This window comes from Rufibacter sp. LB8 (assembly GCF_014876185.1).
GTDB lineage: Bacteria > Bacteroidota > Bacteroidia > Cytophagales > Hymenobacteraceae > Nibribacter.
Genome location: NZ_JADALJ010000001.1, coordinates 2,850,704 through 2,876,920 on the forward strand (window position 1 = coordinate 2,850,704; position 26,217 = coordinate 2,876,920).

At 50.7% G+C, this 26,217-nt stretch carries 26 protein-coding genes; 5 read left to right on the plus strand and 21 right to left on the minus strand.

Going from position 1 to position 26,217, the window contains the following annotated elements; translation table 11 throughout:
* Positions 1-19 precede the first annotated feature (19 nt).
* The 8 genes from IMY23_RS12015 to IMY23_RS12050 all read right to left on the minus strand — a co-directional run bounded on the left by IMY23_RS12015 (position 20) and on the right by IMY23_RS12050 (position 4,172).
* Entirely contained in the window at positions 20-685 is a 666-nt protein-coding gene (locus IMY23_RS12015; protein WP_192822321.1) for a CBS domain-containing protein, read from the minus strand.
* Positions 682-1,443: an alpha/beta fold hydrolase gene (locus IMY23_RS12020; RefSeq protein WP_192822322.1), complete on the minus strand. Its 762-nt coding sequence runs from the start codon at positions 1,441-1,443 to the stop codon at positions 682-684. The genes IMY23_RS12015 and IMY23_RS12020 overlap by 4 nt, the downstream gene beginning before the upstream one ends.
* A 37-nt stretch (positions 1,444-1,480) precedes the next feature.
* Positions 1,481-2,053, minus strand: coding sequence for an aminodeoxychorismate/anthranilate synthase component II (locus IMY23_RS12025; RefSeq protein WP_192822323.1), 573 nt, complete (start codon positions 2,051-2,053; stop codon positions 1,481-1,483).
* A gap of 93 nt (positions 2,054-2,146) precedes the next feature.
* Complete coding sequence (locus IMY23_RS12030) at positions 2,147-2,488, minus strand: type II toxin-antitoxin system PemK/MazF family toxin (RefSeq protein WP_192822324.1); 342 nt, start codon at positions 2,486-2,488, stop codon at positions 2,147-2,149.
* Positions 2,481-2,714 carry a hypothetical protein gene (locus tag IMY23_RS12035; RefSeq protein ID WP_192822325.1) on the minus strand — a complete coding sequence of 78 codons (234 nt, stop codon included), beginning with the start codon at positions 2,712-2,714 and terminating at the stop codon, positions 2,481-2,483. Before IMY23_RS12035 ends, IMY23_RS12030 begins: the two co-directional genes overlap by 8 nt.
* 39 nt (positions 2,715-2,753) lie before the next feature.
* The gene (locus tag IMY23_RS12040) at positions 2,754-3,077 is read right to left on the minus strand and encodes a hypothetical protein (protein WP_192822326.1); all 324 of its coding nucleotides are present in this window, start codon (positions 3,075-3,077) and stop codon (positions 2,754-2,756) included.
* Positions 3,078-3,198: 121 nt separating this feature from the next.
* A complete protein-coding gene (locus IMY23_RS12045; protein ID WP_192822327.1) occupies positions 3,199-3,699 on the minus strand; it encodes a CvpA family protein in 501 nt (166 codons plus the stop codon).
* A gap of 11 nt (positions 3,700-3,710) precedes the next feature.
* On the minus strand, positions 3,711-4,172 hold the full coding sequence (locus IMY23_RS12050; RefSeq protein ID WP_192822328.1) for a GatB/YqeY domain-containing protein: 462 nt from the start codon (positions 4,170-4,172) through the stop codon (positions 3,711-3,713).
* Positions 4,173-4,320: 148 nt separating this feature from the next.
* Between IMY23_RS12050 and IMY23_RS12055 the strand changes: the two genes are divergently transcribed.
* From IMY23_RS12055 to IMY23_RS12070, 4 genes are all read left to right on the plus strand, one after another.
* Positions 4,321-5,037 (plus strand): pyridoxine 5'-phosphate synthase, encoded by a 717-nt coding sequence (locus IMY23_RS12055; RefSeq protein WP_192822329.1) that lies wholly within the window; start codon positions 4,321-4,323, stop codon positions 5,035-5,037.
* 61 nt (positions 5,038-5,098) lie between these two features.
* Complete coding sequence (locus IMY23_RS12060; protein ID WP_192822330.1) at positions 5,099-5,677, plus strand: hypothetical protein; 579 nt, start codon at positions 5,099-5,101, stop codon at positions 5,675-5,677.
* A gap of 42 nt (positions 5,678-5,719) precedes the next feature.
* Positions 5,720-6,487 (plus strand): alpha/beta fold hydrolase, encoded by a 768-nt coding sequence (locus tag IMY23_RS12065; RefSeq protein WP_192822331.1) that lies wholly within the window; start codon positions 5,720-5,722, stop codon positions 6,485-6,487.
* 10 nt (positions 6,488-6,497) lie between these two features.
* On the plus strand, positions 6,498-7,217 hold the full coding sequence (locus IMY23_RS12070) for an SAM-dependent methyltransferase (protein ID WP_192822332.1): 720 nt from the start codon (positions 6,498-6,500) through the stop codon (positions 7,215-7,217).
* A 74-nt stretch (positions 7,218-7,291) separates the two neighbouring features.
* On the opposite strand, the gene IMY23_RS12075 is transcribed toward IMY23_RS12070, so the two are convergent.
* The 8 genes from IMY23_RS12075 to IMY23_RS12110 all read right to left on the minus strand — a co-directional run bounded on the left by IMY23_RS12075 (position 7,292) and on the right by IMY23_RS12110 (position 16,331).
* Entirely contained in the window at positions 7,292-8,389 is a 1,098-nt protein-coding gene (locus IMY23_RS12075) for a DUF6794 domain-containing protein (RefSeq protein ID WP_192822333.1), read from the minus strand.
* Positions 8,390-8,479: 90 nt separating this feature from the next.
* Complete coding sequence (locus IMY23_RS12080; protein ID WP_192822334.1) at positions 8,480-9,820, minus strand: murein hydrolase activator EnvC; 1,341 nt, start codon at positions 9,818-9,820, stop codon at positions 8,480-8,482.
* Complete coding sequence (locus IMY23_RS12085) at positions 9,807-10,565, minus strand: DUF4292 domain-containing protein (protein ID WP_192822335.1); 759 nt, start codon at positions 10,563-10,565, stop codon at positions 9,807-9,809. Before IMY23_RS12085 ends, IMY23_RS12080 begins: the two co-directional genes overlap by 14 nt.
* Complete coding sequence (locus IMY23_RS12090) at positions 10,558-12,309, minus strand: tetratricopeptide repeat protein (RefSeq protein WP_192822336.1); 1,752 nt, start codon at positions 12,307-12,309, stop codon at positions 10,558-10,560. Before IMY23_RS12090 ends, IMY23_RS12085 begins: the two co-directional genes overlap by 8 nt.
* A gap of 16 nt (positions 12,310-12,325) precedes the next feature.
* The gene (locus tag IMY23_RS12095; RefSeq protein WP_192822337.1) at positions 12,326-13,333 is read right to left on the minus strand and encodes a sugar phosphate nucleotidyltransferase; all 1,008 of its coding nucleotides are present in this window, start codon (positions 13,331-13,333) and stop codon (positions 12,326-12,328) included.
* Between the two features lie 120 nt (positions 13,334-13,453).
* A complete protein-coding gene (gene dut, locus IMY23_RS12100) occupies positions 13,454-13,900 on the minus strand; it encodes a dUTP diphosphatase (protein ID WP_225986491.1) in 447 nt (148 codons plus the stop codon).
* Between the two features lie 18 nt (positions 13,901-13,918).
* Positions 13,919-15,418: a lipopolysaccharide biosynthesis protein gene (locus tag IMY23_RS12105; protein ID WP_192822338.1), complete on the minus strand. Its 1,500-nt coding sequence runs from the start codon at positions 15,416-15,418 to the stop codon at positions 13,919-13,921.
* A 130-nt stretch (positions 15,419-15,548) separates the two neighbouring features.
* A complete protein-coding gene (locus IMY23_RS12110) occupies positions 15,549-16,331 on the minus strand; it encodes an enoyl-CoA hydratase/isomerase family protein (protein ID WP_192822339.1) in 783 nt (260 codons plus the stop codon).
* 233 nt (positions 16,332-16,564) lie between these two features.
* Between IMY23_RS12110 and IMY23_RS12115 the strand changes: the two genes are divergently transcribed.
* Complete coding sequence (locus tag IMY23_RS12115) at positions 16,565-16,999, plus strand: hypothetical protein (RefSeq protein WP_192822340.1); 435 nt, start codon at positions 16,565-16,567, stop codon at positions 16,997-16,999.
* Positions 17,000-17,636: 637 nt separating this feature from the next.
* On the opposite strand, the gene infB is transcribed toward IMY23_RS12115, so the two are convergent.
* The 5 genes from infB to IMY23_RS12140 form a co-directional block, all read right to left on the minus strand.
* Entirely contained in the window at positions 17,637-20,828 is a 3,192-nt protein-coding gene (infB, locus tag IMY23_RS12120; RefSeq protein WP_192822341.1) for a translation initiation factor IF-2, read from the minus strand.
* A 165-nt stretch (positions 20,829-20,993) separates the two neighbouring features.
* Positions 20,994-22,280 (minus strand): transcription termination factor NusA, encoded by a 1,287-nt coding sequence (gene nusA, locus IMY23_RS12125; RefSeq protein ID WP_192822342.1) that lies wholly within the window; start codon positions 22,278-22,280, stop codon positions 20,994-20,996.
* Between the two features lie 8 nt (positions 22,281-22,288).
* Entirely contained in the window at positions 22,289-22,762 is a 474-nt protein-coding gene (rimP, locus tag IMY23_RS12130; RefSeq protein ID WP_192822343.1) for a ribosome maturation factor RimP, read from the minus strand.
* Positions 22,763-23,700: 938 nt separating this feature from the next.
* Positions 23,701-25,854 (minus strand): ferrous iron transport protein B, encoded by a 2,154-nt coding sequence (gene feoB / locus IMY23_RS12135; protein WP_192822344.1) that lies wholly within the window; start codon positions 25,852-25,854, stop codon positions 23,701-23,703.
* 3 nt (positions 25,855-25,857) lie between these two features.
* Complete coding sequence (locus IMY23_RS12140; RefSeq protein WP_225986844.1) at positions 25,858-26,079, minus strand: FeoA family protein; 222 nt, start codon at positions 26,077-26,079, stop codon at positions 25,858-25,860.
* Between the last annotated feature and the right edge of the window lie 138 nt (positions 26,080-26,217).

The window sequence follows — 26,217 nt, forward strand, 5'->3', positions numbered from 1 at the left end:
AAACGGAAATTAAAGACATTTAAACGTTCAAATACCGCATCAACATATCCAAACGGTCTTGGTCATCTTGGGGCTCTGTGCCGTCTTGGTACTGCGCGGTAACTTTGTAACCGAACCTTTCTAAAGTGGCCACTACACGCGTTAAATCCAGGGTGTTCATCTTGAGGGTGAGCTTGATCCTGAAGATATCAAGTTCGTCTGGGCTTACATAGGCGCTCAGGATTTTGACGTTGTTAGACTCCACCAAGCGGCTGATCTCACTCAGGGAATAGTCCCGCTCGGCCATGCACAGCACCAGAATACCGCCCTGGCCCTGCATGGCGGTCATCTGCCCGAAGGCTGCTATGGTATCATTTACGGTAATCACGCCCAAATATTCTTGTAGTTCATCCAGAACCGGCACTACCTGCACTTTGTTTTTGATAGCCAGTTCCATCACGTTATAGAAATGCTGGTTCTGCTGTACGTGCACGTGCTCAAAGTCAAAGGTAATTTTCTCCAGGCTCAACTCCGGGTTTTTGGCTTCCAGCACGTTCTCCTCGGTGACCAGCCCCAGGTATTTGCGGTTTTTCACCACGGGGAGCTGGTTCAACCGAAACTCTTCCATCCACCGCACGGCTTTTTCGCCGGTGTCAGAGAGTTTGAGCGGGGGCACCATCTGGTTTATCAGTTCTTCAGCAATCATACAGCGGTCTTGAGTAGGAATCTCTCTAAGATACTGTTAAACGCCTTGGGATGTTCCATCATGGGCGCGTGGCAGCAGTGGTCAATGAAGTGCAGTTCTGAGTTTTGAATCAATCTGTTGAACTCGTGGGCCACCACAGGCGGTGTAATGGTATCATTCAGGCCCCAGATCAGGCAGGTGGGCGCTTTTATTTTATCTAATTCCTTGCCCAGATTATTTCGCTGCGCCGATTTAGCAATGGAGATAATACGAAGCACTTTGGGATTGCTGTTGGTGATTTCGAAGACCTCGTCTACCAATTCTTTGGTAGCCACCTCTGGGTAATAGAACGTGTATTCAATGCGCTCTTTCACAAATTCATAGTTGCCGCGCTTAGGGAAAGAACCGCCCATGGAATCTTCAAACAAGCCCGAAGAACCTGTCAAGACCAACCGACTTACGTGCGAAGGGTTTTTCAAGGCATATTCCAGCGCCACGTGTCCGCCCAGGGAATTGCCCAGCAAACTCAGGTTGTTCAGTTGTTTGTGCGCCACAAATTCCTCCACAAACTCCACCAGGCCCGGCACGCTGGCATTGGGCAAAGGCATCTCGTACAGAGGCATTAAGGGAATGACCACGCGGTAGTTTTTCTGGAAATAAGAGACCACACCCTGCCAGTTACTGAGCGCCCCGAAGAGGCCGTGCAAAAGCAACAGCACGTCGCCCTGGCCTTCGTCAATGTACTCAAACCCGCCTTCCTTCTTGATTTCCAAGTCCATGTGAGAAATTCGCTTGTGATTCTGGTGGTAAAAACAACTATACGAGTGTAATATTAGCAATTTCCACCCAATTTCTGAGCATTGCCAGCCCATGTTGGGTAAGCGCGGCCTCGGGGTGGAACTGCAGGGCGTACAGCGGAAGTTCGCAATGCTTGAACGCCATCAACTCGCCCTCCTCCGTCTGGGCCAGCGGCACCAGACACGCCGGCGACTCCTGCACCACCAAAGAATGGTACCGCACCACCGGCATGACGGTGGGCAAGCCTTCAAAAATAGGGTCGGGTGCGCAGTGAATCTCAGAAATCTTGCCGTGCATGGGTCTCAGGCCTTTCACCACAATCGCGCCGAAGAACTGCCCCAGCGCCTGATGCCCTAGACAAATGCCCAAAATGGGAAGCTTGTCATGGTAATAGTCAATCACTTGCGGCATCACCCCCGCCTTCTCCGGCGTGCCCGGCCCGGGTGAGAGCACAATCCCCTCCAGCGGCAACTGTTGCAACTCCGCCAACGGCACATCATTGCGTCGCACCTCCACCGCCACGCCCAACTGCCGGAAGTAGTCATACAGGTTGTAAGTAAAGGAATCAAAGTTGTCTAGAAGCAGCAGCACAGGAGAGAAACGCGGGGAAGAAGAAAAAGATATGGCCGTTTTCGGGCTCATTTTGGGAAACGGAGTCGAAAACGGGAAGTGAATTTATAGATGCTATAAATCGAACAAGACTTTCAAGTGCTTGTTGACTTCGGTTTGTTGATTTGCAGAAAGCACGCCCAATTGCCTTTTTATCAGGTTCTTGGGAATGGTCACTATTTTATGAAGCTTGATGACTGAATCTACAGATAGCCCAGTGGCTTTAAAGTCTCTATCGCTTTTGGTTATAATCAAATCTGTAGTTTCTGGCGAAGCAGGAATTTGACTACTTATGAAAGCAATAACCACATGATCATAAAAACCGATTTCATTGGTCAGGCAAACGGCTGGCCTTACCTTGGTTCCGCTGAAATCATCAAACGGGAAAGGCACCAACACAATTTTTCCTTTAGTCATGGAATGGCTTTCCGTCGGTGAGCTTATAAATATCCTCCTCAGCTTCGTGCAGAAAATCAAACGCTGGATTGGTGGCCATGGCTTTCATCCAAAGTTTTTCTTCTTGTTCTTCCTCGTCAGACAGCAAAATAATCACCTTCACGTTCTTTTCCCGCATCAGCAAAGGATTGTCTAAGCGCAGATTTCCTTGCTTGTCTATCTTACCGGTGGCTTCAATGGCTCTCATAAAATCTCCTTTTTAGTAAGATACGTAATTACCGTTAAATCATAAACTAAATACGTAGTAGTGGGCCTTGGTTCCTAAATACAGAGATACATATTTGTCTGTGAGTTGATTACTGTTTTCATCTGAAAAAGCGTCTAATCTGTACCAACCAAAGGCAAAATCTTTTATGTAAACGTCTCCCTTAATTCTATAAATACCTTCTGTTAAAGATTTTCCTAACTGCCCAATCATTTCTGAACGTGGCCTGCCAACTTTGACAGAATCCCATTCTGCCGGATAGTTCAAGATGATATTTCCTGTAAAAAAGATTAAGCTTATGGCGAATAGAGACCCGATAAATATTAGCTTAAATCTGCGTTTCATCTTTTTCTGAAAATTAGGAAACTGAGTTAATATACAAAGGAGTTTGCAGTGTTGTCAACTACCAATTCCCGTTTTCAGCCTCATTTCCCAAAACGAAGCCAAAAACGGGAATCGAAAAATCTCAAGTAAACGCTCCCAGCGCCTCACGGCCCACGGGAATCACCCATTGCACAAACGCCCAGGCACTTGGCGCCACCTCTACAAAATAAGGATACACGGTGGAGGTAGCCGTGGCGTCCACATACTTATCTACGCCGGTAGCATTCGCGAAATACACCAGCAGACAAATCACGAAGCCCCACTTGGCGCCGCCAATACCAGCACCCAGCAGATTGTCCAGCAAGCCGAAGGGCGTGAGGTGCACGGCTTTCTTCACCACCACGCCCATGGCGCGCACCGCAAAGCCCACGCCCACAAACACCAGCAGATAGGCCACAAAGCCCCCGCCCATGCCCAGAAATTCCTGAATGAACGGCGTGACCAGACTCACCAACTTCACCCCGAAGACTGTGACCACCACCAACGTAGCCATAGACGCAACCTCCAGTACCAAACCCCTGAAAAATCCTCTGAACGCCCCGTACATCACGGGCAAAAGCAGGAAGAAATCAAATGTACTCAACCAGTGAAAGCTTAGGCGTTGGGGTTGTTCAAGAGCGCGCTCACGGCGTTGGAGATAGCACGACCATCGGCTTGACCCGACAGTTCACGTGAGGCCACGCCCATCACTTTGCCCATGTCAGACGGCCCCAGGGCACCAACGCGCTGAATAATTTCGTGGAGGCGCTCACGCAGCGTTCCCTCGTCTAGTTGCTGCGGCAGGTATTCCTCAATAATGGCCAGCTCTGCCAGCTCAATCTCCTCCAAATCGGTGCGGGACTGAGTGCGGTACACTTCGGCCGACTCGCGGCGCTGCTTGGCGGCTTTGGTCAGGAGTTTCAGTTCTGCGTCTGGGGTCAGGGCTTCGGCGGCGCCTTTCTCGGTTTCGGCCAACAGAATCTGAGATTTGATGGCGCGTAGGGCCTGCAGGCGGGTTTTATCTTTGGCCAGCATGGCTTGTTTGATACCGGCTTCAATGTTTTCTTTCAGTGACATAGTTTTACAGGTTAGAAGACATTTCTCAGTTGAAAAATATCCGTGGAAAATCAAATGTAGGCAAGTCCCGCGCAGTTTGTTTTATATTTGCCGCAAGAGCATGTTAGTAGTTCTAACATCCGTAGAAGGAACGTAAATCTTTTACACCATGGCGAAACTCAGCGTAAATATAAATAAAATAGCCACGTTGCGGAATGCGCGCGGCGGCAACCGGCCCAATGTGGTGCAGACCGCACTGGATTGCGAGCGCTTCGGGGCGCAGGGCATCACCGTGCACCCCCGCCCCGACGAGCGGCACATCCGGTTCCAGGACGTGTACGACTTAAAAGCAGTGGTGACCACCGAGTTCAACATTGAAGGCAACCCCACACCAGATTTCATCAAACTGGTGACCGCCGTGAAGCCCGAGCAAGTAACCCTGGTGCCCGACGCGCCCGACGCCATTACCTCCAACGCCGGTTGGGACACCCTCAAGCACAAAGATTTTTTAGTCGATGTCATTGCGGAGTTCAAAGCCTTGGGCATTAGAACGTCCATCTTCGTGGACCCCATCAACGCGCAGGTAGAAGGCGCCGCCCTCACCGGCACCGACCGCATAGAACTTTACACTGAGGCCTACGCCCACCATTATCTAACTGACCGCGAAACCGCTGTAAAACCGTACGCTGAAGCTGCCCGTGTAGCGCAGCAGTGCGGTTTGGGCTTGAACGCCGGCCATGATTTAGACTTAGACAACCTACGTTACCTTAAACAACAACTTCCCAATTTAGCCGAAGTGTCCATTGGCCACGCATTGGTCTGTGACGCTATTTATCTGGGGCTGGAGAACACCATTCAGTTGTACCTGCGCCAACTCAAAGGCTGATGCGGGGTTTTCTGTTTTCCGCTTCATTTCCAGAAACGAGCCCAAAAACGGAGGCGCGCCCATGTTAGGCATGCTCTTCAAGATTGCCGCCTTTGTGGTGCTGGCGCATTTTCTGGTGCGGTTCCTGATGAAGGTGTTCAAAAAACGCGGCAACCTGTATTACCTCACGCCGCAGCGGCAGTTCGGGCTGGTGTTCTGGTCGTTGATTAGTTTCTGGATGGCCTTGTCTATGTTCGGGATGTTGCTGCGCGAAGGCAATGACACTCCGCTGGAGCGCGGCATCGCCATCGGCTTGGGCAGTATTTTGTTCTTGTTCGCGGTGCCCACTTTGCTGGTGCATTGGCAATACTACCGCCATGAACGCGAAAGCGCCCTAGAGTTGGAACCGAAGAACAATACGGCACTTTTGCTTCGGCCCAACCAAAAATACTACCTGCATCCTTCGCACATCACCAACATTCTGGAGACACGCAGCACTTCTACCAGCGGCTTCTGGAAAGACTACCGCTACCTCACGCTTTCCCTGACAGATGGCCGCACGGTGACCATTACTTCCCTCCTGCTAGACTTGGACCAACTCACCGCGCTTTGGCCGCAGGTGCCGCGCCAAGTGAAAACGAAATGGGTGTGTTTTCTGTAAAACAGGCAAACAACTTACCTTTGCCCTTTAACCTCTTAACCAATGGAACTCAACTTCAAAGTCATAGGCCAAGGCCAACCGCTTATCATTCTTCACGGGCTCTTCGGGACGCTGGACAACTGGCAGACGCTGGGCAAACAGTTCTCAGAGACGTTTCAAGTGTATCTGGTGGATTTACGCAACCACGGCCGTTCTCCGCATTCAGATGATTTCAGTTATCAGTTAATGTCTGATGACCTGCTGGAATTCATTGACACCCATAACCTCCAGAACCCTTACATTCTGGGGCATTCCATGGGCGGAAAGGTGGCGATGAACTTCGCGCTGCAGCACCCAGAAAAACTGGGCAAATTGCTGGTAGCAGATATTGCGCCCAAGGCTTATCCGCCGCACCATGATGATATTCTGGCCGGTTTTCACTCCATTGATTTGGCAGCTATTGAAAGTCGGCAAGACGCAGATGAAAAACTAGCCGAACTGGTCCCAGATTTCGGGACGAGGCAATTTTTGCTGAAGAACCTGTACCGTCAAGAGGACAACAGTTTTGCGTGGCGTTTGAATCTGGCGGGAATCGAAAAGAATCTAGACCACATTTTGGGCAACATTGAATCACAAACGCCTTTTGACAAACCCACGCTATTCATCAGGGGCGGCACGTCGCGGTACATCAAACCCGAGCAGGATTTAGCCCAGATTCAGACTTTGTTCCCGCAGGCCGAAATCAAGACGATTGAAGGTGCCGGCCACTGGCTGCACGCCGAAAAACCCGCTGATTTCTACCAACTTACCATGGCCTTTTTGCAGGCGTAAACTTTAACCCATGGCGACACCCGCAAAAGGCACGCTCTTCCTGATTCCCACGGTGCTGGCTGAAGACACGGCTTCGGCGGTTATTTGTCAGCAAGTGGCCGAAGTCACCGCAAAGTTGAATTACTTTCTGGTGGAAAATGCGCGCACGGCCCGGCGCTACATCAAGTCCATTGCGCCCAGCCAAACCATAGAAAACCTACAAATAACCGTCATCGACAAAAATTCTACGGATGCGGAGCTGACGGCAGCTTTAAAACCATTATTGGCGGGGCAAGATGCAGGCGTGATTTCAGAAGCAGGCTGTCCCGGTGTGGCCGACCCCGGTGCGGAACTGGCGCGGCTGGCGCACCAACACGGCGTGAAAGTAGTGCCCTTGGTGGGGCCTTCGGCGATTTTGATGGGCTTGATGGCTTCAGGGTTTAACGGGCAGAGCTTTGCGTTCCATGGTTATTTGCCTATTGAGAAACGGGAGCGCGTGCTGGCGTTGAAGAATCTGGAAAAGGAAATGGCGGTGAAAGACCAGACGCAGATTTTCATGGAAACGCCGTACCGCAACCGCCAGATGGTAGAAGACCTGTTGCAAAACCTGAACAAAGACACCAAGCTCTGCATTGCGGCCAACATCACAGGTTCAGATGAATTCATCAAAACCCTGCGCGTAGTCGACTGGAAAGGCAAAGTACCGGACCTGCACAAACAACCGGCGGTGTTCTTGATTTATAAGCGGTAGCTGCATTTTCCGTTTTCGGCTTCATTTCCAGAAACGAGCCAGAAAACAGGAATTATAGGTTTTTGAGTACTGTTTTAGTCTACCTCCCAATCAGCATAGTCAAACCATCTCTCTTGGCCAGTTCTCATATATAGAATTTTCCGTTTCTTAGGTTTTTCCAACTTCCCTGTCTTCTTGTTGTAAACCCTTGAATCCTCATTGTCATAATAGACAATGCCTTTTTTGTCACAGCTTTGCAAAAGCTTAATATGCACAAAGAAATCTTTAGTATTCAGCCCAATTATTCTTCCGGTTGCAATACAAGAATCATCGTCATATTTGTCTTCTTGCCCCTTTGAAGAATATCCTTGCCTGTAAAGAAATGCAACAGTATCTCCAATAACATATTCAGCAAAATCAACCCTTTTGCTTTCTAGCTCTTCTTTCTTAGCTTTTTCCCAATAATTGATATAATAAACAATTTGTTCATCAAGTTTCAGAGGTTTATTATTTAGGGTGCGATGATAACTATCTAATATAATCCCAGACATATCATCTGGATGCTGAATACCTTTCTCGTTAAAATATTTTGAAAGCCGGGAACCAGCCCATAACTGCCAGTTATTCCTCATCCAAGTGCCAAATCCATGGTGTACTCTTCCAGTAAATTCTTCTTCAGTCAATTGCTTAACTTTTAATTTTATGCTGTCAGACCAGAACGAATTTATTTGATTAAAGCAATCTTCTAAATCTTTGGGAATATAAACTCCCCTTAAGCTATCTGTGACAAACCTCACCTTATCTTCTTTTGCCCATTGCTGTTCAATCTTTTGGTAAGGTTTGAGAAGGGCGGCTTCATTTAATTTTTCTCCCAGTAGAAAATGCTTAAATGCAGCTAAGATGACAGTCTCTTGATGGGCCAAAACTCCTTTCTTGCCCAAGTATTTAGTAACTCCCTTATATGGCTGATTTGTCCAGTTATAAACAGTTTTATAATCACCACCCCAAGGGTAGCTCAACTTTTTTAGCTCGCTCTCAGGAATCTTCTTTATAACTGATTTCAGACTATCTGAGGCATCATTATTTAAGAATAGAACAGCCTGAGATAGATTTTTAGGAAGTTCACTCGTTTGCCCAAGGCAGAGGGTTGAGGTTAGAAAAACAAGGGCTGATATGATTCTAAGAAGCCTCATTATAGTTTCATAAGTTGATTCTTAAAAAAGACACATACACTTTCCCGTTTTCGGCTTCATTTCTGGAAATGAAGCCGAAAACGGGAAATTTTATTTGCGCAGGAGCCAGCCCTCGGGGTTAAGGTTGGATTGGTTTTTCCAGATTTGGAACTGGAGTTCTGAGGTGCCGTCGGCGTCTGTGGAGACCGTGCCGATGGTGTCTTTGATGTTGATTTCCTGGCCTTCAGTCACGTTCACGGTGCGTAGTTTGGCATAAACGGTAAAATACTCACCGTGCTGCACCATCACAATGTTGCCCATGCCCGGTATGGTCTGCACCGCCCGCACAATACCGCTGAAGATTGCCCGCACCCGTTCATTGGAGCCTGTCTGAATGTCTATTCCGCGGTTTTCTACTACCACGTTTTTAAGCACAGGGTGCGCCTGTCGCCCGAAGCGCTGCGAGATAAAACCCCGTTCCACAGGCCAGGCAAACCGCCCTTTGTTCCCGGCGAAATTAGACGAAATTACTTCGCCCTCAGGGGTCAAAGTCACACGGTTGCTGCTGGTGGCGGTTTTTTTAGCCACAGGCGCGGGCGCCGATTTTCCTTCACGCGCGGCAGCGGCGGCCTCACGGGCAGCTTTGGCGGCGGCAGCTCTCTCGGCAGCGCGGGCAGCCCGAGCAATTTCTTCGCGCACCAGATTGGCAATTAAGTTGTCTAACTGGCGCACGGCCTGCTGGCGCTGCTCCAGTTCCTGCTTTAAAGACTGCTCTTGCAAACTCAATTGTTGAATTACCTGGTCCTGCTGGTCATGCATGCCCAACAGGTTTTTGTTCTCGCTCAACTGTACGTTTAAAAGGCTCTTTTTCTGCTGCTTTTGGGTAGTGAGCGTGGTGAGTTGTTGATTTAGGTTCTGCTGGGTCTGTTCAATGGCAGCGGCCTGTTTCTTGCGGGCCTCAGTGTATTGCCTGAGGTAGCGCATGCGCCGCATCATCTGGTTAAAAGACTCAGACGCGAACAGAAACATCAGTTTATTGTAGCTGTTGGCCGTTTTGGAAGCCGCGTAAATCATGCGGCTGTACTCCCGCTTCAGGCGCTCCAAGTCCGTCTGCGTCTCCATCACTTTTTCCTCGGTGGTCTGCAGGTCTTTGTCCAGGAAAGTGATTTCGGTGGAAATGTTGTTGATGACACCTTTCTGGACCGTGATTTTCTCTTTGATGACATTTAACTGCCCCAAAGAAGCTTGTTTCTTTTGGGCGGTCTGTTGCAGAATGCGGTTGGCTTCTTTGATGCGGCGTAAGTTGGCGGCTTTCTCGCGCTCCAACTGGGCCTTGCTCTTTACCGGCTGCTTTGTGGTGCGCGCGGTCTTCTTCTGCGCCTGCGCATGAAAAGGAACCTGCAGCAAAAAGGAAAAGAAAAGGAAAAGAAGGCCGAGCCTATTTGCGTTCATACCCCGAAGGTACAGAAAAAGGAAAGTCCAGGGAAGTTTCTGACGTGGAAACCTGGCTGTGCTTCACTACCACTATGTTATTTTTGGCCGTGTTGCCCTCTGGCTGCTGAATGGTGAGCAGCAATGAATGCGCGAAAGAACGGCCGTTCAGGTCAGAGAAATCTTGGTAATCCACCGTCATCAAGTCTTTGTTGCCTAGGTTCCGGACTTCGGTGCGCTTGAGTTTGTAGCGGGTGGTGTCAATGAACTGGTCAATCTGCAGATTGCTGCGCAGTTGGCGCACGTGTTGTACGGGTCCGTCTAGGTTCACTTTCTCTTTGCTAGGGTCGCCGGGCACGTAATTCCCCAAGATAACCTCTTGCAGCGTTTTGAAATCCACGTCAATCTTGTACTGCTGGGCCAGCTTGGCGTAAGAGCCAATCACGTATTCGTCTTTGAGCTTGTTCACAATGTATACTGAGTCTGGCGTGATTTTCAGGCGCGCCACCTCAAAGCCAATCTTCTGCACTGAGGCCCAGATGACCTCGTTCTTCTTCATTCTAATGGTGATGTTGGCGCTCAGGCCGCTGTTCTCGCTCTGTACTTTGCCTTTGGCCGTGAAAAACTGGAAGTCTGTGTTGACTACGCTGATTTTGTTGATTTTCTCAGGGCCTGCGCCTACAGAAGTGCCAGGGGTGACTTTCTTCTGACAGCCCGCCAACACCAGTAGCCCAAGAGCCAGGGAGAAAAATAGATGCTTATTCATACAGTCGCTTGTCTTTAATTTTCTTGCTGATGGCATCTGACGCGCCACCCACCTGGCTGGCGCGAACCCACTGCTTGAGCGCCAGGTCTTTCTGACCCAGTTGGTACAGCACATCGCCGTAATGCTCAATAATGGTAGCATCTGAAGACACCGCCACCGCTTTCTCTAATACGCGTTTGGCCTCTGCGTAGTCTTTCATTTTATACAAAACCCACGCATAGGTGTCTAAATACGTGGCGTTTTCTGGAAACTGCGCCACCAGCACCCCCGCCATAGCCTTGGCTTTGGGCAAGTTCTGACTTCTCAGCGACAAGAAATAACTGTAGTTGTTCAGCGCATGCGGGTTGGCCGGGTCTAGTTGCAGTACCGCTTCATAGGCTTGGTCAGACTGGTCAAACTGCTCCAGGGAATTGTAGGCATCGCCTAGCTGCAGGTTGAACTGCAGGAAAAGCTCGCGGTTGTTGGCAGAAAGCCGGCGGCCGTACTCCAGAGATTTGGCAGCTTTGCTGTAGTTTTTGTTGATTAAGTGCCCCGTGCCGTTGTAGAACCAGAACATGGCTTGGTTGGGGAAGAACTCCAGCGCCCGCTCAGAATGCAGAATCAAAGAATCAGTCTGGTTCATCTCGCCGTCCAGCAAGACAATCTGCTGCCAGATTTTGAAATGCCCGGGGTCCAGCTTCACGGCTTTGAGGTAATTGTCACGCGCGGCCAATTTCTTGTCTGAGTTCACGTAAATGTCACCGGCTACGGCAAAAGCTTTGGCTTCTGTTGGATGCGTTTTGGTGGTCAGTTCGGCTAGTTTAATGGCTTGTACCGCTACTTTCTCGTTGGGCAATCTTCTGATGTAATCTACCAGAATTTTGACCTTGGAGTCAATGTCCAGCGTAGGGCTGCTGAACGCTTGTTCCAGTTGCACATCGGCTTCGGCGGTTTTGCCTTGCTGTTGCAGCAAATCTGCCAGCATCAAGCGGCCGTAGGCATTTTCTGGGGCTACGCGTATGGCGCGTTCGGCCATTTTGATGGCATCTGGCACGCGTTTGTTCACGGCCAGAATTTCGGCCTGGGCCAATAAGTATTTTACTTCCTCTGGGTTGGCGGCAATCAGGTTTTCGCCTTCCAGCAAAGCTTTGGCCAGATTGTTCTGCTTGAGGTAAATCTGCTGTTTCTTAAAAGAAATCTCTTCCTGAAGCCCGTACTTCTGCTCAATCTGCCCCAGCGTCTGCAATGCTTCGTCTAAGCGGTTCTTGGCGAGATAAAGGTCGGTGAGGTTGAACAGGTACTGCTCTGTGTTGGGAATTTCCTGCGTGAGGCGCGCGTACACCTTTATGGCGTCATCATACTGCTGCTGGTTGGTGTAGAGTTGGGCCAGCAAAAGATGGTAATAGGTGTTGTTGGGCTCCAGGTCAACCGCTGCTTTGGCAAACGGCATTGCTCCCCGCACGCTGCCCATCAGCAGGCTGGTTTCGGCTACTTTGTAGTTGATGGCTGCGTTGTTCGGGCTGATGGCGTAGGCGCGCTGAAACCGGTCCAGGGCCTTGGTGTATTCCTCCAGCATGAAGAATTTCATGCCTTCCAGAAAATAGGACTCACTTAGTTGCTGCTCCTGTTGGCTGAGATTCAGGGGCTGGGCAGCTTCAGCGGGAGCGCTTCGCTCCTTCTTCCGCTCAGATTGGGCATACCCGTTCTCGCCTGCCACCAAAACCCCGCAAAGGGCCGCTACTACCGTGAGTCCTCTCTTCCACATATCTTTTAGTCCATTTCTAGCCGCGCAGCACGTTGTAATCGCCTAGGCTCAGGTCAGACGGCGTGCCTTCAAAGACTGCCGAATTGCCTACCATGGAATTACTGATCAGCGCGTTTTTAATAGTACTGCTCTCCTGCACAATGCTGTTGCTCAGCACAGAACCGCTCACCTGCGTGTTGTTCCCAATAGAAACGTGCGGACCTACCACTGAATTGTTCAACACCACGTTTTCACCCAAATACACCGGCGGAATAATCACTGAATTGGTCACCGTGGCCGAAGAAGAAACCAAGCCTTCTTCGTCTTTGATGTACTCCAGATAGCGTTGGTTGGTATACACGGTAGCGTCTTTGTTGCCGCAGTCCAGCCACTCAGAAATTGGGCCCGGTATGAACACAGAGCCTTTGTTCTTCATGTTCTCCAGCGCGTTGGTCAACTGGAACTCGCCTTTGTCTTTAATGTCATTGTCCAGCAAATACTGCAACTCACTGCGCAGGTACTCGCCGTCTTTGAAGTAGTAGATACCTATGATGGCCATGTCAGATACAAACTCCTGCGGCTTCTCCACAAAATCAGTAATCTGGCCTTTCTCGTTCAGTTTCACCACGCCAAACGGACGCGGGTCTTCTACGCGCTGCACCCAAATAGTGCCTTCGGCGGACGTATCTAATTTAAAATCGGCTTTGAACAAGGTATCAGCAAACGCCACCACCACGTTGCCTTTCAAAGCGCTCTGGGCGCACAGGATGGCGTGGGCCGTGCCCAGGGGCTCGTCTTGGTAATGGATAGAACCAACGGCACCAACAGACTCAGCAATCTTCATCAGCTTGGCCTCTACCTCTTTCCCGAAACGCCCGATGATAAAGGCTACTTCCTCAATGGGCTCGTTGCACACTTTAGCAATATCTTCTACCAGACGCTGCACAATGGGCTTGCCGGCAATAGGAATAAGGGGTTTAGGAACCGTGAGGGTGTGGGGACGCATGCGCTTTCCCATGCCGGCCATTGGTACAATAATTCTCATAGTAAATCTTAGGTATAAGTGATAATACGTACCGCCTACCTACGGACAGACGGGAATTTAGATATAGTTCAAACGCTATTTTTGGGCTCATTTCTGAAAACGAAGCCAAAAACGGAAATCTTATTTTTTGCCAGTGCTGCCGTAGCCACCAAAACCGCGCTCTGTCTCAGAGAGTTCCGCGGCTTCTTGCCAGGCTACCCGTTCATATTTGGCCACCACCATCTGGGCAATGCGTTCCCCGTCTTCTACAACGAAGTCTGTGTCTGAGAGGTTGACCAACAATACCTTGATTTCACCTCTATAATCGGCGTCAATGGTGCCGGGGCTATTCACAATAGAGATGCCGTGCTTGTAGGCAAGGCCGCTGCGGGGCCTGATCTGGGCTTCGTGGCCTTCGGGCAGCTCAATGCTGAGGCCGGTGGGCACCAACGCGCGTTGCAATGGTTTCAAGGTCAAGGCTCCTTCTAAATTGGCACGCAAGTCCAACCCGGCCGAATGCTCGGTGGCATATTCTGGCAAGGCGTGCCTGCCACTGTTGATTACTTTAATGTTCACTCTTGAGGTCATAGACAGCTAAGATAACAATTATCTGTTGAACAGCAGCTTCCTGGGCTTTTCTACCACCCAAACCACCGCTAAAAACACGCCGCAAAGTGCGAAGTGGTACACCTGCCGAAGCCAGAAATTCTCCAAATCCCAGGTATAACCCACCCAAATCAGCGCCGAAGCCAGCAGCAAATACCCAAAAATAGCTTTCAACGGATACGGCACCGGGAAATACTTCTGACCCAGCGCATAACACACCGCCGCCATGGCCACATAACAGAGCAAGGCCGCAATCGCGCTGCCCATGTAGCCCAGCACTGGAATCAGCAGGTAATTAGCGGCCACCGTAACAATCGCGCCAAAAATGGTGATGTACGTGCCGTAAAAAGTTTTATCGGTGAGCTTGAACCAGACGGTGAGGTTGTAATAGACGCCGTTGAACAAATAGGCCAGCAGCAGCACCGGCACTACTTCCATGCCCGTACGGTAGCTTTCACGGCCCAGGAAATACTGGAAAATGTCTAGGTTCACACTGATGCCCAGATACACCAAGGCGCAGAAAATCACGAACCAGCGCATGACCACCGCAAACGTGTTGGGCGAGTTCTTGTCCTGCGCCTGCGAGAAGAAAAACGGCTCAGCCGCATACCGGAAGGCCTGAATAATCAGACTCATCATAATCGCTAGCTTGTAGTTCGCGCCAAAGATTCCCAACGCTGCTTCATTGCTGGTGCCGGGATAGAAATTCTCTGGGAGCCAATCTTCCAGCATTAACCTAGACAACATTTCGTTGGTGGCACCGGCCAAGCCCATAAATAAGATGGGAAAGGCGTACACGAGCATTGGCCACAGGAAACCAAAATCAAGCTTGAACCTGAAATCAGCGAGCTGTCGCCAGAGCAAGGGAATAAACAGCAGGTTGGCCACCATGTTCACCGCAAAAATATAACCCACGCCCAGCTCAGGATTATAAATAGTTCTGACGAACGGCTGCAGAAGCGTAAAATAATCGCCTTGGTAGACGTGCCGGCAGAACACCAAAAAGAACAGGTTACCACCAATAACCAACAGAATATTGGTGAGCCTGATGGTGGCAAATTGAATGGCCTTGTTCTGCAAGCGCAGCCGCGCAAACGGAATGGCTACCAACGCATCTACGCCCATGGTGATGGCCAGCCAGATAATGTATTTCTCCTGCCCCGGATAACCAAGACTTTCGGCGATGGGTTGTGCGCCAATGATAAACGCCGCCGTAAGTAACAGACTGGAGGTCAAAACCATGCTCTGCACTTTGTGGTACAAATCCAGCTGGTCAGCGCCCTCTTTGTTGGCGAAGCGGAAAAATGCCGTTTCCATGCCGTAGGTGTACACAATGTTCAGGAAGGCGACAAAGGCGTAGAGTTTGGTCACCACCGCGTATTCCTCGGGCGCGAACACGCTGGTATAGACCGGCACCAGCAGGTAATTGAGCGCCCGGCCCACAATGCTGCTCAGCCCGTAGGCCGCCGTCTGGCCCATCAGTTTCTTGGCGAGGCTCATAGCAGGGAATTCTTAAAAGGAATATGCACGTGATAAAGGGCTTGTAACGATAATCCCGTTTTCAGGCTCATTTCTGAAAATGAAGCCGAAAACGGGATTTAGTATTCTTGTAAACGACGTAATGCTGGCTTTATTCTCCTTTGAATTCGGGTTTGCGTTTCTCTAAAAAGGCGCTGGTGCCTTCTTTGAAGTCCTCAGACCCGCAGCAGCGGCTAAACGAGTTGGCCTCGGTCTGGTAGCCGTGCTCCTCTTTGTCATACCAAGCGTTCACGCAGTCCACAATCATGCCCACGGCAATGGGCGCCTTGGCGACAATCTTGCGCATGATTTCCAGACACTTCGGCATCAGGTCCTCTGCAGAGGTAACGTGGTTCACCAAGCCGATCTCCTTGGCCTCAGCCGCCGAAATCAGGTCACCGGTCATCATTAGTTCCATGGCTTTGCCTTTGCCCACCAACTGCGTAAGGCGCTGCGTGCCGCCGTAGCCGGGAACCAAGCCTAAGTTTACTTCGGGCTGCCCGAAGCGGGCATTCTCAGAGGCCACGCGTATGTGGCAGGCCATAGACAATTCACAACCGCCGCCCAGCGCAAAACCGTTCACGGCGGCAATCACCGGCTTGGGGCACTCTTCAATCATGGCGAAAACCTCTTGGCCACGTTCAGAAAACCTGCGCCCGTTCACTTCATTCAGTTCGGCTATCTCCGCTATGTCTGCGCCGGCCACAAAGGCTTTCTCACCAGAGCCCGTCAAGATAATGCCGCGCACGTCTGTGTCATCATACACGTCTTGCATGGCGGCATTGATCTCCTTCACAGTCTCAATGTTGAGCGCGTTCATCTTGCTAGGCCGGTTGATGGTGATAAACAAAATCCCTTCTTTGTTCTCCAGCAACAGGTTGTTGTATTGGGCCATGGGTATTTTCTAAGGGTAAGGAAAATCTAAACAGAAAGGCGCAAATATAAAGAAAACAAAACAAAATATTCCCTTTCCAACAACTTGCAAAATATTGCCGAAATCTGCTCATTTTTCTCTGAAACCGACATCTAACCTGGCTAAAAATTACGTTACTTCACAGAAATCAGGAACTGCCGCGCGCTATTTAAAGTTAAGAGGCATACCGCTAACCCTTTGTGGTCTATTCATTTATGACACATTTTTTCAGAACTTTAGTAGCAGCCTTGACGGTTCTGCTTTTCTTTGCCGGCACCGCGCCCGTGGCCGCGCAATTCTCCAACCCCAAGAAGTCTAAAAAGGAAGTCAAGCGAAAAGGCCCCGATGGCGTTGCCCGCGGCCGCGCCTCTGCGGGTAACGCAGACCGCAAGCTTTTGCTGGACCGCCAGTCGGCCATTGCTAAGGCGCAGGCCAACGGCGGCGGATACACCGGCCCCAAATATTCTTTGCCTAAAAACCAGTATGAAACCGGCAAAGGCGGTTTTGCCGCCGGCACGTACCAAAACAAGGTAAAGGCCAAAAAGACCAAGCAGAAGAAGTCTAAGAAAGTAATTGACCAGGAAAACCCCAACGGCAGGCTCTACCAAGCGGGCCTCAAGAAACGAAACCGTAAGTTCCTGTTCTTTTAACGAGTTATAGTTTTTCTTGAAAAAGCCTTTCCTGTATGAATGCGGGAAAGGCTTTTTTATGGGCTCAGGTTTCTATTTTTGGGCTCATTTCTGGAAATGCGCCCAAAAATAGAAATTGTCTGGCCCTGGGTTTTCCTCCTTTTTAGGAGGAAGCAATTGGCACAGACGCTCGCAGGTCTTGCAGACGCTACGAGGTCTTTTGAGCCAAGGCTTTTCGCCACTTCAACCGCTAAAAACAAGTCATTGTCTCTACAATCACAGAGAACGAAAAACTGCACTGATGCTTTTTTATTTCCTATAGAGACAACGGCACCGCCTTATCTCCCATGCGTTGCTTTCTTCTTCTGAATACCTTTACGCGTGCATACCAATATCACTAACTCAAAAGACCTCGTAGCGTCTGCAAGACCTGCGAGCGTCTGTGCCAGTAGTCGTAGTCAATAAAAAGACCTATTAAGTCTGCTAATAATCCGTTTTCGACCTCATCCCTAAAAACGAGCTCAAAAACAGAACTTGTGCTTTTGCTAAACACTAGAAGCCAAACCTTTCTCTTGCTAAACCCAAATAACCAGCAAAACAAAAAGCCCCGCTCTTTGCAGGCGGGGCTTCTCTTTCACTAGAATTCTAGATCAGCTGATTACAGCGTACGCTTGATTTCTTTCTCTTCGTAGGCTTCAATCACGTCACCTTGCACCAGATCATTGAAGTTCTTGATGCTGATACCGCACTCGTAGCCGGTCCGTACCTCAGACGCATCGTCTTTGAAACGCTTGAGGGCCAGGATCTCACCGGAGTGCACCACAATACCATCACGTACAATTCTGATCTTAGAGTTACGGGTGATGACCCCATCTGTGACCATACAGCCGGCAATGGTACCCACCTTGGTGATTTTGAACACCTCACGAACTTCTACGTTGGCGGTTACTTCCTCTTTCACCGTTGGTGCCAACATACCTTCCATGGCGTCTTTCAACTCATTGATGGCGTTGTAGATGATAGAGTACAACCTGATGTCAATCTCTTCCTGCTCGGCCAGTTTACGGGCATTCACAGACGGTCTCACCTGGAAACCAATGATGATCGCATCAGAGGCCGAAGCCAGCAATACATCTGATTCTGAAATCTGACCCACGCCTTTGCTCAGGATGTTCACCTGCACCTCTTCGGTAGAAAGCTTCAGTAATGAGTCAGAAAGTGCCTCCACAGAACCATCCACGTCACCGCGTACAATCACGTTCAACTCCTTAAATGTACCGATGGCCAAACGACGACCGATTTCATCAAGGGTGATGTGTTTCTTGGTACGCATGCTCTGCTCACGCTGCAACTGCTGGCGGTTTACGGCAATGTCACGGGCTTCACGCTCGGTTTCCATGACCACAAACTTGTCACCGGCCTGCGGCGCGCCGTCAATACCCAACACCTGAATTGGCATAGATGGTCCGGCGTTTTTATGGCGCTTGCCCAGTTCATCGGTCATGGCTTTCACTCTACCGTAGTGGGATCCCGCTACCAGAATGTCACCAATTTTCAATGTACCAGTTTGAACAAGAACGGTGGCTACGTAACCTCTACCTTTATCTAAGGCAGCTTCAATCACAGTACCCACGGCACGGCGGTCTGGGTTGGCTTTCAGTTCAAGGAGTTCGGCCTCCAGCAATACTTTGTCAAGGAGTTCATCAATGCCTTGTCCGGTCTTAGCGGATATTTCCTGGCTTTGATATTTACCTCCCCATTCTTCCACCAAAACGTTCAACTGGGCAAGTTCCTCACGAATCTTGTCTGGGTTGGCGGTTGGCTTGTCAATCTTGTTAATGGCAATCACAATAGGAGACCCGGCCGCTTGCGCGTGGTTGATGGCTTCCTTGGTTTGTGGCATCACGTTATCATCAGCTGCTACTACAATAATAACAACGTCTGTTACTTTGGCACCACGGGCACGCATGGCGGTAAAGGCCTCGTGACCCGGTGTATCCAGGAACGTGATTTCTTTGCCCGCTTCAGTAGTTACCTGGTAGGCGCCAATGTGCTGGGTGATACCACCCGCCTCACCGGCCGTTACCTTGGTTCTTCTGATATAATCCAGCAAAGAGGTTTTACCATGATCCACGTGACCCATGATGGTCACAATTGGAGCGCGTGGCAATAGATCCTCTTCAGCATCTACTTCCTCAATGCCTGTATTTTCTTCTTCCTCGGCAGAGGCGAATTGAATGTCATAGCCAAATTCATCTGCAATGATGGTAATGGCCTCGGCATCTAGACGCTGGTTGATGGATACGAACATACCCAAGTTCATACAGGTCTTGATCACTTCGTTCACGCTCACATCCATGAGCGCCGCCAAGTCATTGGCAGACACGAACTCGGTTACTTTCAGCGTTTTAGACTCTGCTTGCTCCTGCATTCTGCGCTCATCAGCAGCATCTGCCACAGCCGAACGTTTCTCTCTTCTATATTTGGAACGGTTTCCTTGGTTTCCGCCTTTGCCACCGCTCAAACGGGCCAACGTGGCCTTGATCTGATCCTGAATTTCCTTGTCGGTTAATTCAGCGCGTGGGGCTCCCGGAGCGCCAGGGCGTTGGCCCGGTCCACCCGGACGAGCACCTGGGCCACCCGGACGGTTGCCTTGGTAGCCGCCGCCTGGTCTGCCTGGTCCGCCCACACCGCCTTGGCGGTTGGCCGCCTGACCTGTTCCTAACGGACGGGTGCTGGTAGCTCTGTCACCGGCGCGGTGGCCTTGTGGGGCTGGTGTTCCGCCTGGTCCGGTTTTAGGAACTTCAATGCGCTTGCGTTTCTTTTTGTCGCCGCCCTGGCCTGGTTGCCCAGGTTGTCCCGGGGTGCCGGGTTGGTTGCCTCTGCGGCGCTCGTCAGAAGAAGCCACGGGCTTACCGCCTTTGCCTCTACCACCGCTCACCGGCAATTCAATCTTACCCAACACGGTCAAGCCTTTCAGCTGGTCTGCCTGAGCTTTAATGGTTTCCTGGGGTTCTTCTGGCGCCGAAGGCGTTTCTGTCACCGGGGCAGCCGGCGCGGCTGGTGCTACAGGAGCCGCAGGCGCTTTAGGGGCTTCTACCGGTGCTGCTGGAGCAGCAGCTTTAGGAGCCTCCGGGGCTGGGGCCGGGGCCGCAGCTTTTGGTGCCTCAGCCACCGGAGCGGGTGCCTTTGGAGCTTCAGGCGCAACGGGTGCTTCTGGGGCTTTTGGGGCAGGTGTTGCTGGCGCGGCAGCTGGCTTTTCTGCCACCGGGGCTGCCGGTGGTGTGGGAACTGCCTCTGGAGCAGGTTTTTCTGCGGCCGGCGCTTCTGCTGGTTTGGCAGGCGCCGCTGGGGCAGGTGTAGCTGGTTTTTCTGCCGCAGGTGCTGGAGCCGGGGCCGGTTTAGCCGGAACGGGTCTGCCTTTGGCATCTAACTCTATCTTGCCTAACACCTTAATACCTGGCAATGATGCGCCAGACACTGGGGCGGCTGCAGGGGCTGGTGCCGAAGGTGCCGGAGCCGCTGGTTTGGGCGCTTCGGGCTGCTGGGTTCTCACCTGGTTAGACTTGATGAGCATCTCGGGCTCTGGGTCCTGGGCCTTTTTAGGCTCTGGGCGCTCGGCCTCGGCTGGTTTCTTACCGGGGAGATTCAAATCTGCCGCCTCGGCCTTGGCCTGCATAGAGGAAGCAAATTCTTTCGACAGCATATTGAACTGCTCCGGGGTAATTTTTGAAGTAGGTTTATTCTCGACATCCACTCCCTTTTTCTCCAGGAACTCCACCACGGTGGAAGTACTGATGTTCAAGGTGGTGGCTACCTGTTTAAGCCTCATCGATCTTTCTTCTGACATGTTCAAATATGCTGTTATAATACTATTGTGTTAGATACTCTACTCATTAAAAAAGGATGGGTTGGCCTTGACGACGACGCGTTTTTAACCTGTTCCCCGAAAAATAGGCCGTAACGGCGCCCATCCTTCTGGCAGATTAAATAACCCGGTAGCTGAAGCGTACCACTAGTTGTTGTTCTCTTCTGGCTCAGACTCAGATTCTGTTTCTGCCTCTGATTCAAATTCAGAACGAATGATTTTGAGCAGGTCTTCTACCGTCTCTTCCTCTAGTTCTGTTCTGCGCACTAAATCTTCTTTGGTCACGGCCAGCACGCTGCGTCCGGTGTCCAGGCCAATGCGCTTGAGCTCGTCAATCACCCAGGCCTCAATCTCATCTGAGAATTCTTCCAGGTCAATGTCCTCCTCAAACCCTTCGGTTTCTCTGAATACGTCTATTTCCAAACCAACCAGTTTACTGGCGAGTTTGATGTTCTGACCGCCTTTTCCAATGGCCAATGACACTTGGTCTGGCTTCAGGAATACAGACACGCGACCGGTTTCTTCGTTGATCTTGATGCTGCCAATCTTAGCTGGGCTCAAGGCCCGCTGAATGTACAGCTCCATGTTGTCTGTGTAGTTGATCACGTCAATGTTCTCGTTCTCCAACTCCCTAACAATGGTATGGATACGCGAACCTTTCATGCCCACACAGGCACCCACCGGGTCAATACGGTCATCATACGATTCTACGGCCACTTTGGCGCGCTCGCCGGGCTCCCGCACAATCTTTTTGATAGTGATTAAGCCGTCAAAGATCTCAGGCACCTCATTTTCAAACAGACGCTCCAGGAACTGTGGAGAAGTACGGGAAAGAATAATCTTTGGCGTACCGTTGATGATTTCCACGCGCTGCACCACCGCCCGCACCACGTCACCTTTGCGGTAACGGTCTTTGGGGATCTGCTCGCCTTTAGGGATTAACAGCTCGTTGTCCTCAGAATCCAGAATCAGCACCTCGCGGTTCCACACCTGGTACACTTCACCGGAAATGATTTCGCCTACCTGGTCTTTGTATTTCTGGTACAGCAAGTCTTTCTCCAGATCTTTCACGCGCTGGATTAAGGTCTGGCGCGCGGTCAACACGGCTCTACGGCCGAAGTCTTCCAGCTTAATCAGCTCAGACACTTCCTCGCCAACTTCAAAGTCAGGCTCAATCTTGATGGCCTCTGAGAATGGAATCTTATCAGTGTCCCAGATATCTTCTGAGTTATCGTCTACAATTTCGCGGTTACGCCAAATCTCCAAATCGCCTTTCTCCACGTTCAGGATGATGTCGAAATTCTCGTCTGTGCCCCACTTCTTCCGGATCATGGTACGGAACACGTCCTCCAAGATCCGCATCATGGTAGGGCGGTCAATGTTCTTGAACTTCGCGAACTCCGCAAACGATTCGATCAATATTGAGCTATCCATGTCTTGTCTTATTTAAAAGAGATTACAATCTGCGCTTTCACAATGTCTAGGTACGGCACCTTTACGGGCTCCTGCAAAGACACTTTGTGTTTCACTTTTACTTCTTCGGCAAATAAAATTCCGTCTATTTCTACTTCCTGCAGCACGCCTACTTTTTCTACGCCGCCGGCCAAGGTTATTTTGATGTTGCGGCCCACGTTTTTAGCGAACTGCCGGGCTTCTGTCAAAGGATAATCCACGCCCGGCGATGACACTTCAATGGAATACTCCAGTTCCTCGCCGTACGTTTCCTCAATCTGCTTAGAGACCCGGCGGCTGATCTTGGCGCACTGCTGAATGGTGATGCCCTGGTCGCCGTCGGCTAAGATGGTCACTTTGGGCCTAACCGGCGTGTCAGACACATGCACGCTCACAATGAACAAGTCTGGCTCGGGCAGTGCTTCTTGGGCAAAGTCTTCTATTTTTCTCTGGTCTAAGGCCATTCGTGCGCTTGCTAACAAATAAAAAGGGGGACTCTCTCGTCCCCTCTCCTTCCATTTAATCGCACAAATGTACAAATAAATCAACTGAAACACAAGCAACCGCCTATTAAGTACGTTACGTGTTCTTTTTACAGAAAAATTTTTGGAGGATTTTTTTGGAGGGCGGTGTGTTTTTGGCTTCGTTTTGGGAAATGAGCCCAAAAACGAAAAAATTGATAATTGTTGGTTGCTGCTTGTTTATAAGTGGTGAAACTGAAAGAATACTTATCAACTGCAGATTCCCCCTTTGAAAGGAACGAAGGGAGATGTTTATATTTCAAGGTCATCCTGGGCCTGTCGAAGGATCTAACGAAGATTATTGCTTTCCTTTTCTTGACTTTCAGAGGTGTACAAGCAGTTTCCTTCGCCGTTTTTGGTGTTATCACCAACAACGGCGAACTGCGTTTCAACCAGCCATTGTGCACGCAGTTTGCCTCCCTTCCAAACCGCCGTTTCATCCTGAGTTTCACAAGACGGCTCTTTCCATAGTCGGGCTCCGAGCGCTCACGGCCGCGAGGCCCAGCCTTCCCCTCTCGCGCTGTACCAGCTTCCTGGCGCCTTCGCCACCCGCCTGCCGGTGACGGAACCTGCTTAGGCGCTCGATGGAAAGCCTGGAAAAGGTGCTAGTTGGTAGGCAGTCTATCATGAAAGACCTCACAGGTTTTGGAAACCTGTGAGGTCTGCGCCAATTGCGTTTTCGGGCTCCGGATTTGAAATGGAGGTGAAACTGGAAAATCTGCGTGCCGGGTGTAGAGACCAGGCACTGCTTTGTCTCTACGGTTGAGGAACCGACTGCTGTTGCTCAAAAGACCTCGTAGCGTGCGCAGCTACTACGAGCGTCTATGCCAATTTCCGTTTTTGCCCCTATTTCCAGAAACGAGCCCGAAAACGGAAATTGGTTAAGAGAACAACCTGAATACCACAAACGCTGACACATACGCCAGACCAGTCATGTAAATCAACTGCAGGATGGGCCATTTCCAGCCTTTGGTTTCGCGGTAGACCACGGCAATGGTGCTCATGCATTGCATGGCGAAGACGTAGAAAATCAATAATGAATAGGCGCGGGCGGGCGTGAAGAAGGGCTGACCGAATTCGTCTTTCTCAGCCAGGAGTTTTTCTTTTACGGTGGAGATATTCTCTGAGTCGCCTACGCTGTAGATGGTGGAGATGGTGCCGACAAAGACTTCGCGGGCCGCGAAAGAGGTCAACAACGCGATGCCGATTTTCCAGTCATAGCCCAAGGGCCGGATGGCAGGCTCAATGAATTTCCCGAAACGCCCGGCGTAGGACGCCTCCAGTTTCTGACCGGCCACGTGCGCTTCGGCATCCTCTTCCGCTAAGTTGAGAGTGGTCAATTCCTGCGTGGCACGCTGCTCGGCTAGTTCCAGAGAATTGCCCGGGCCGTAGGAAGAAAGCACCCACAGAATCACCGAAATAGCCAGAATCACTTTACCGGCCTGGAACACAAAGGCCTTCACTTTCTCTACAATGGTAAGCCCCACGTTTTTCCAGCGCGGCATTTTGTAGGTAGGGAACTCCATGATGAAGTAGCTGCGCTCTTTGGTTTTGAGCACTAGTTTGAGCAAGGCCGCCGAGAAAATAGCCGCCAGAAACCCAATCAAATACAGGCCCATCAACACCAAGCCCTGCAGACTCAGAAAGCCCAGGAAATATTGCTCCGGCACCACCAGCGCAATCATGACCGTGTAAATGGGCAGACGCGCCGAACAACTCATCAGCGGGGTCACGAAGATGGTGATCATGCGGTCTTTCCAGTTGTCAATGGTGCGGGTGGCCATAATAGCCGGTACCGCACAGGCCACGCCCGAAATCAAGGGCACCACGCTTTTGCCGTTCAGCCCGAACTTGCGCATGATTTTGTCCATCAAAAACGTGACGCGGGCCATGTAACCGGTTTCTTCCAGCACGGCGATGAAGGCAAACAAAATGGCAATCTGCGGAATGAAGATCAGCACGCCGCCCAAACCGGCGAGCACGCCTTCGGTGAGCAAGTCTATTAAAGGGCCGTCAGCCAGCGTATGAATGTAGGCGTTGAGCGTGGCCACACCGGTGTCAATCAAGTCCATGGGGTAACTGGCCCAGGCAAAAATGGCCTGAAACATCAAAAACAGCACGGCAAAGAAAATCAGGTACCCGAAGACTTTGTGCGTGAGCACCTGGTCTAGTTTGTTGCTGAACTGCTCGTTGTTTTCGGCCTTGGTCACGCGCATGGAGTCCAGGAGCACTTCATTGATGCTGTTGTAGCGTTCAATGGTCTCGGCGGCCTGCAGGGCATTTGACTGGAAGTTGTATTTCTTGACCAGGTCAGCTATGTATTCTTTGTCATCGTCTGACAAAAAAGAAAGTTTGTGGTATTGGTGGGCGTAGTGCCAGGCCAGGTAATCGTTGCTCAGCTCAAAGTAGTAGCGTATCTGGCGCACCATCACAAACAGTTCGTCCGGAATCTGGAAAAACTCAGGAGTGGTGGTCTCCAGCGGCTGCGACAATAAAATTTTGAGCGCCGCCAGGCCGCTGCCCGTGCGGGCGTTCACCGGCACAATAGGAATGCCCAGGTCTTGCTGCAACTGCTGAATGTCAATCTTCACGCCGTGCTTTTCGGCTACATCCAGCATGTTCAGGGCCAAAACCGCCGGAATCTTGAGGTCTACCAACTGGGTAAATAGCAGCAGGTTGCGCTTGAGATTAGAGGCATCGGCGGTAATGACCAATACATCTGGGTAAGACGAAGATTTTTTATCGTGGAGCAGGTCAATGATAACCTTTTCGTCCAGGGATTTAGGGTAGAGGCTGTAGGTGCCGGGCAAGTCAATCACCTGCGCTTTCAGGCCCGAGGTCAGCTGCGTGATGCCGGTTTTCTTGTCTACCGTCACGCCCGGGAAGTTGCCCACCTTCTGATTCAAACCCGTAAGATGATTGAAGAGCGAGGATTTACCAGAGTTAGGGTTCCCGATTAGGGCAATCTTAGACACTTTATTGGCTGCCGCGGTATGCGAGGCAGAAACGGGCGCGGGCGAAAGAACTTCAGACATAGATTACCCCTTTAACAGAATAGTGGCAGCTTCGTCTAAACGCAGGGAAAGGGTGTAATCGTTCACAATGATGGTGATGGGGTCCCCCAAGGGGGCGCGGCTGTTGAGTTTGACCTTCTCGCCGGGTATGCAGCCCATTTCCAGGAGTTTCAGAGACATTTCAGGGTCCAGCAGAGACGCAATGATGCCGCTCTCGCCAATTTTCAAGTCCCGCACACTCCTCAGCTTTTTCTGCACTTGCTCCCTGTTTTTATTTAGACTCTTTATAAACAGTTGCAAGGTACAAGGTGTTCCGTTTGAATCCAAAAAGATATGCGCCTTTGCCAGCGCCAAGGCTGTTTAGTGGCTAGATTCTTGCAGAAG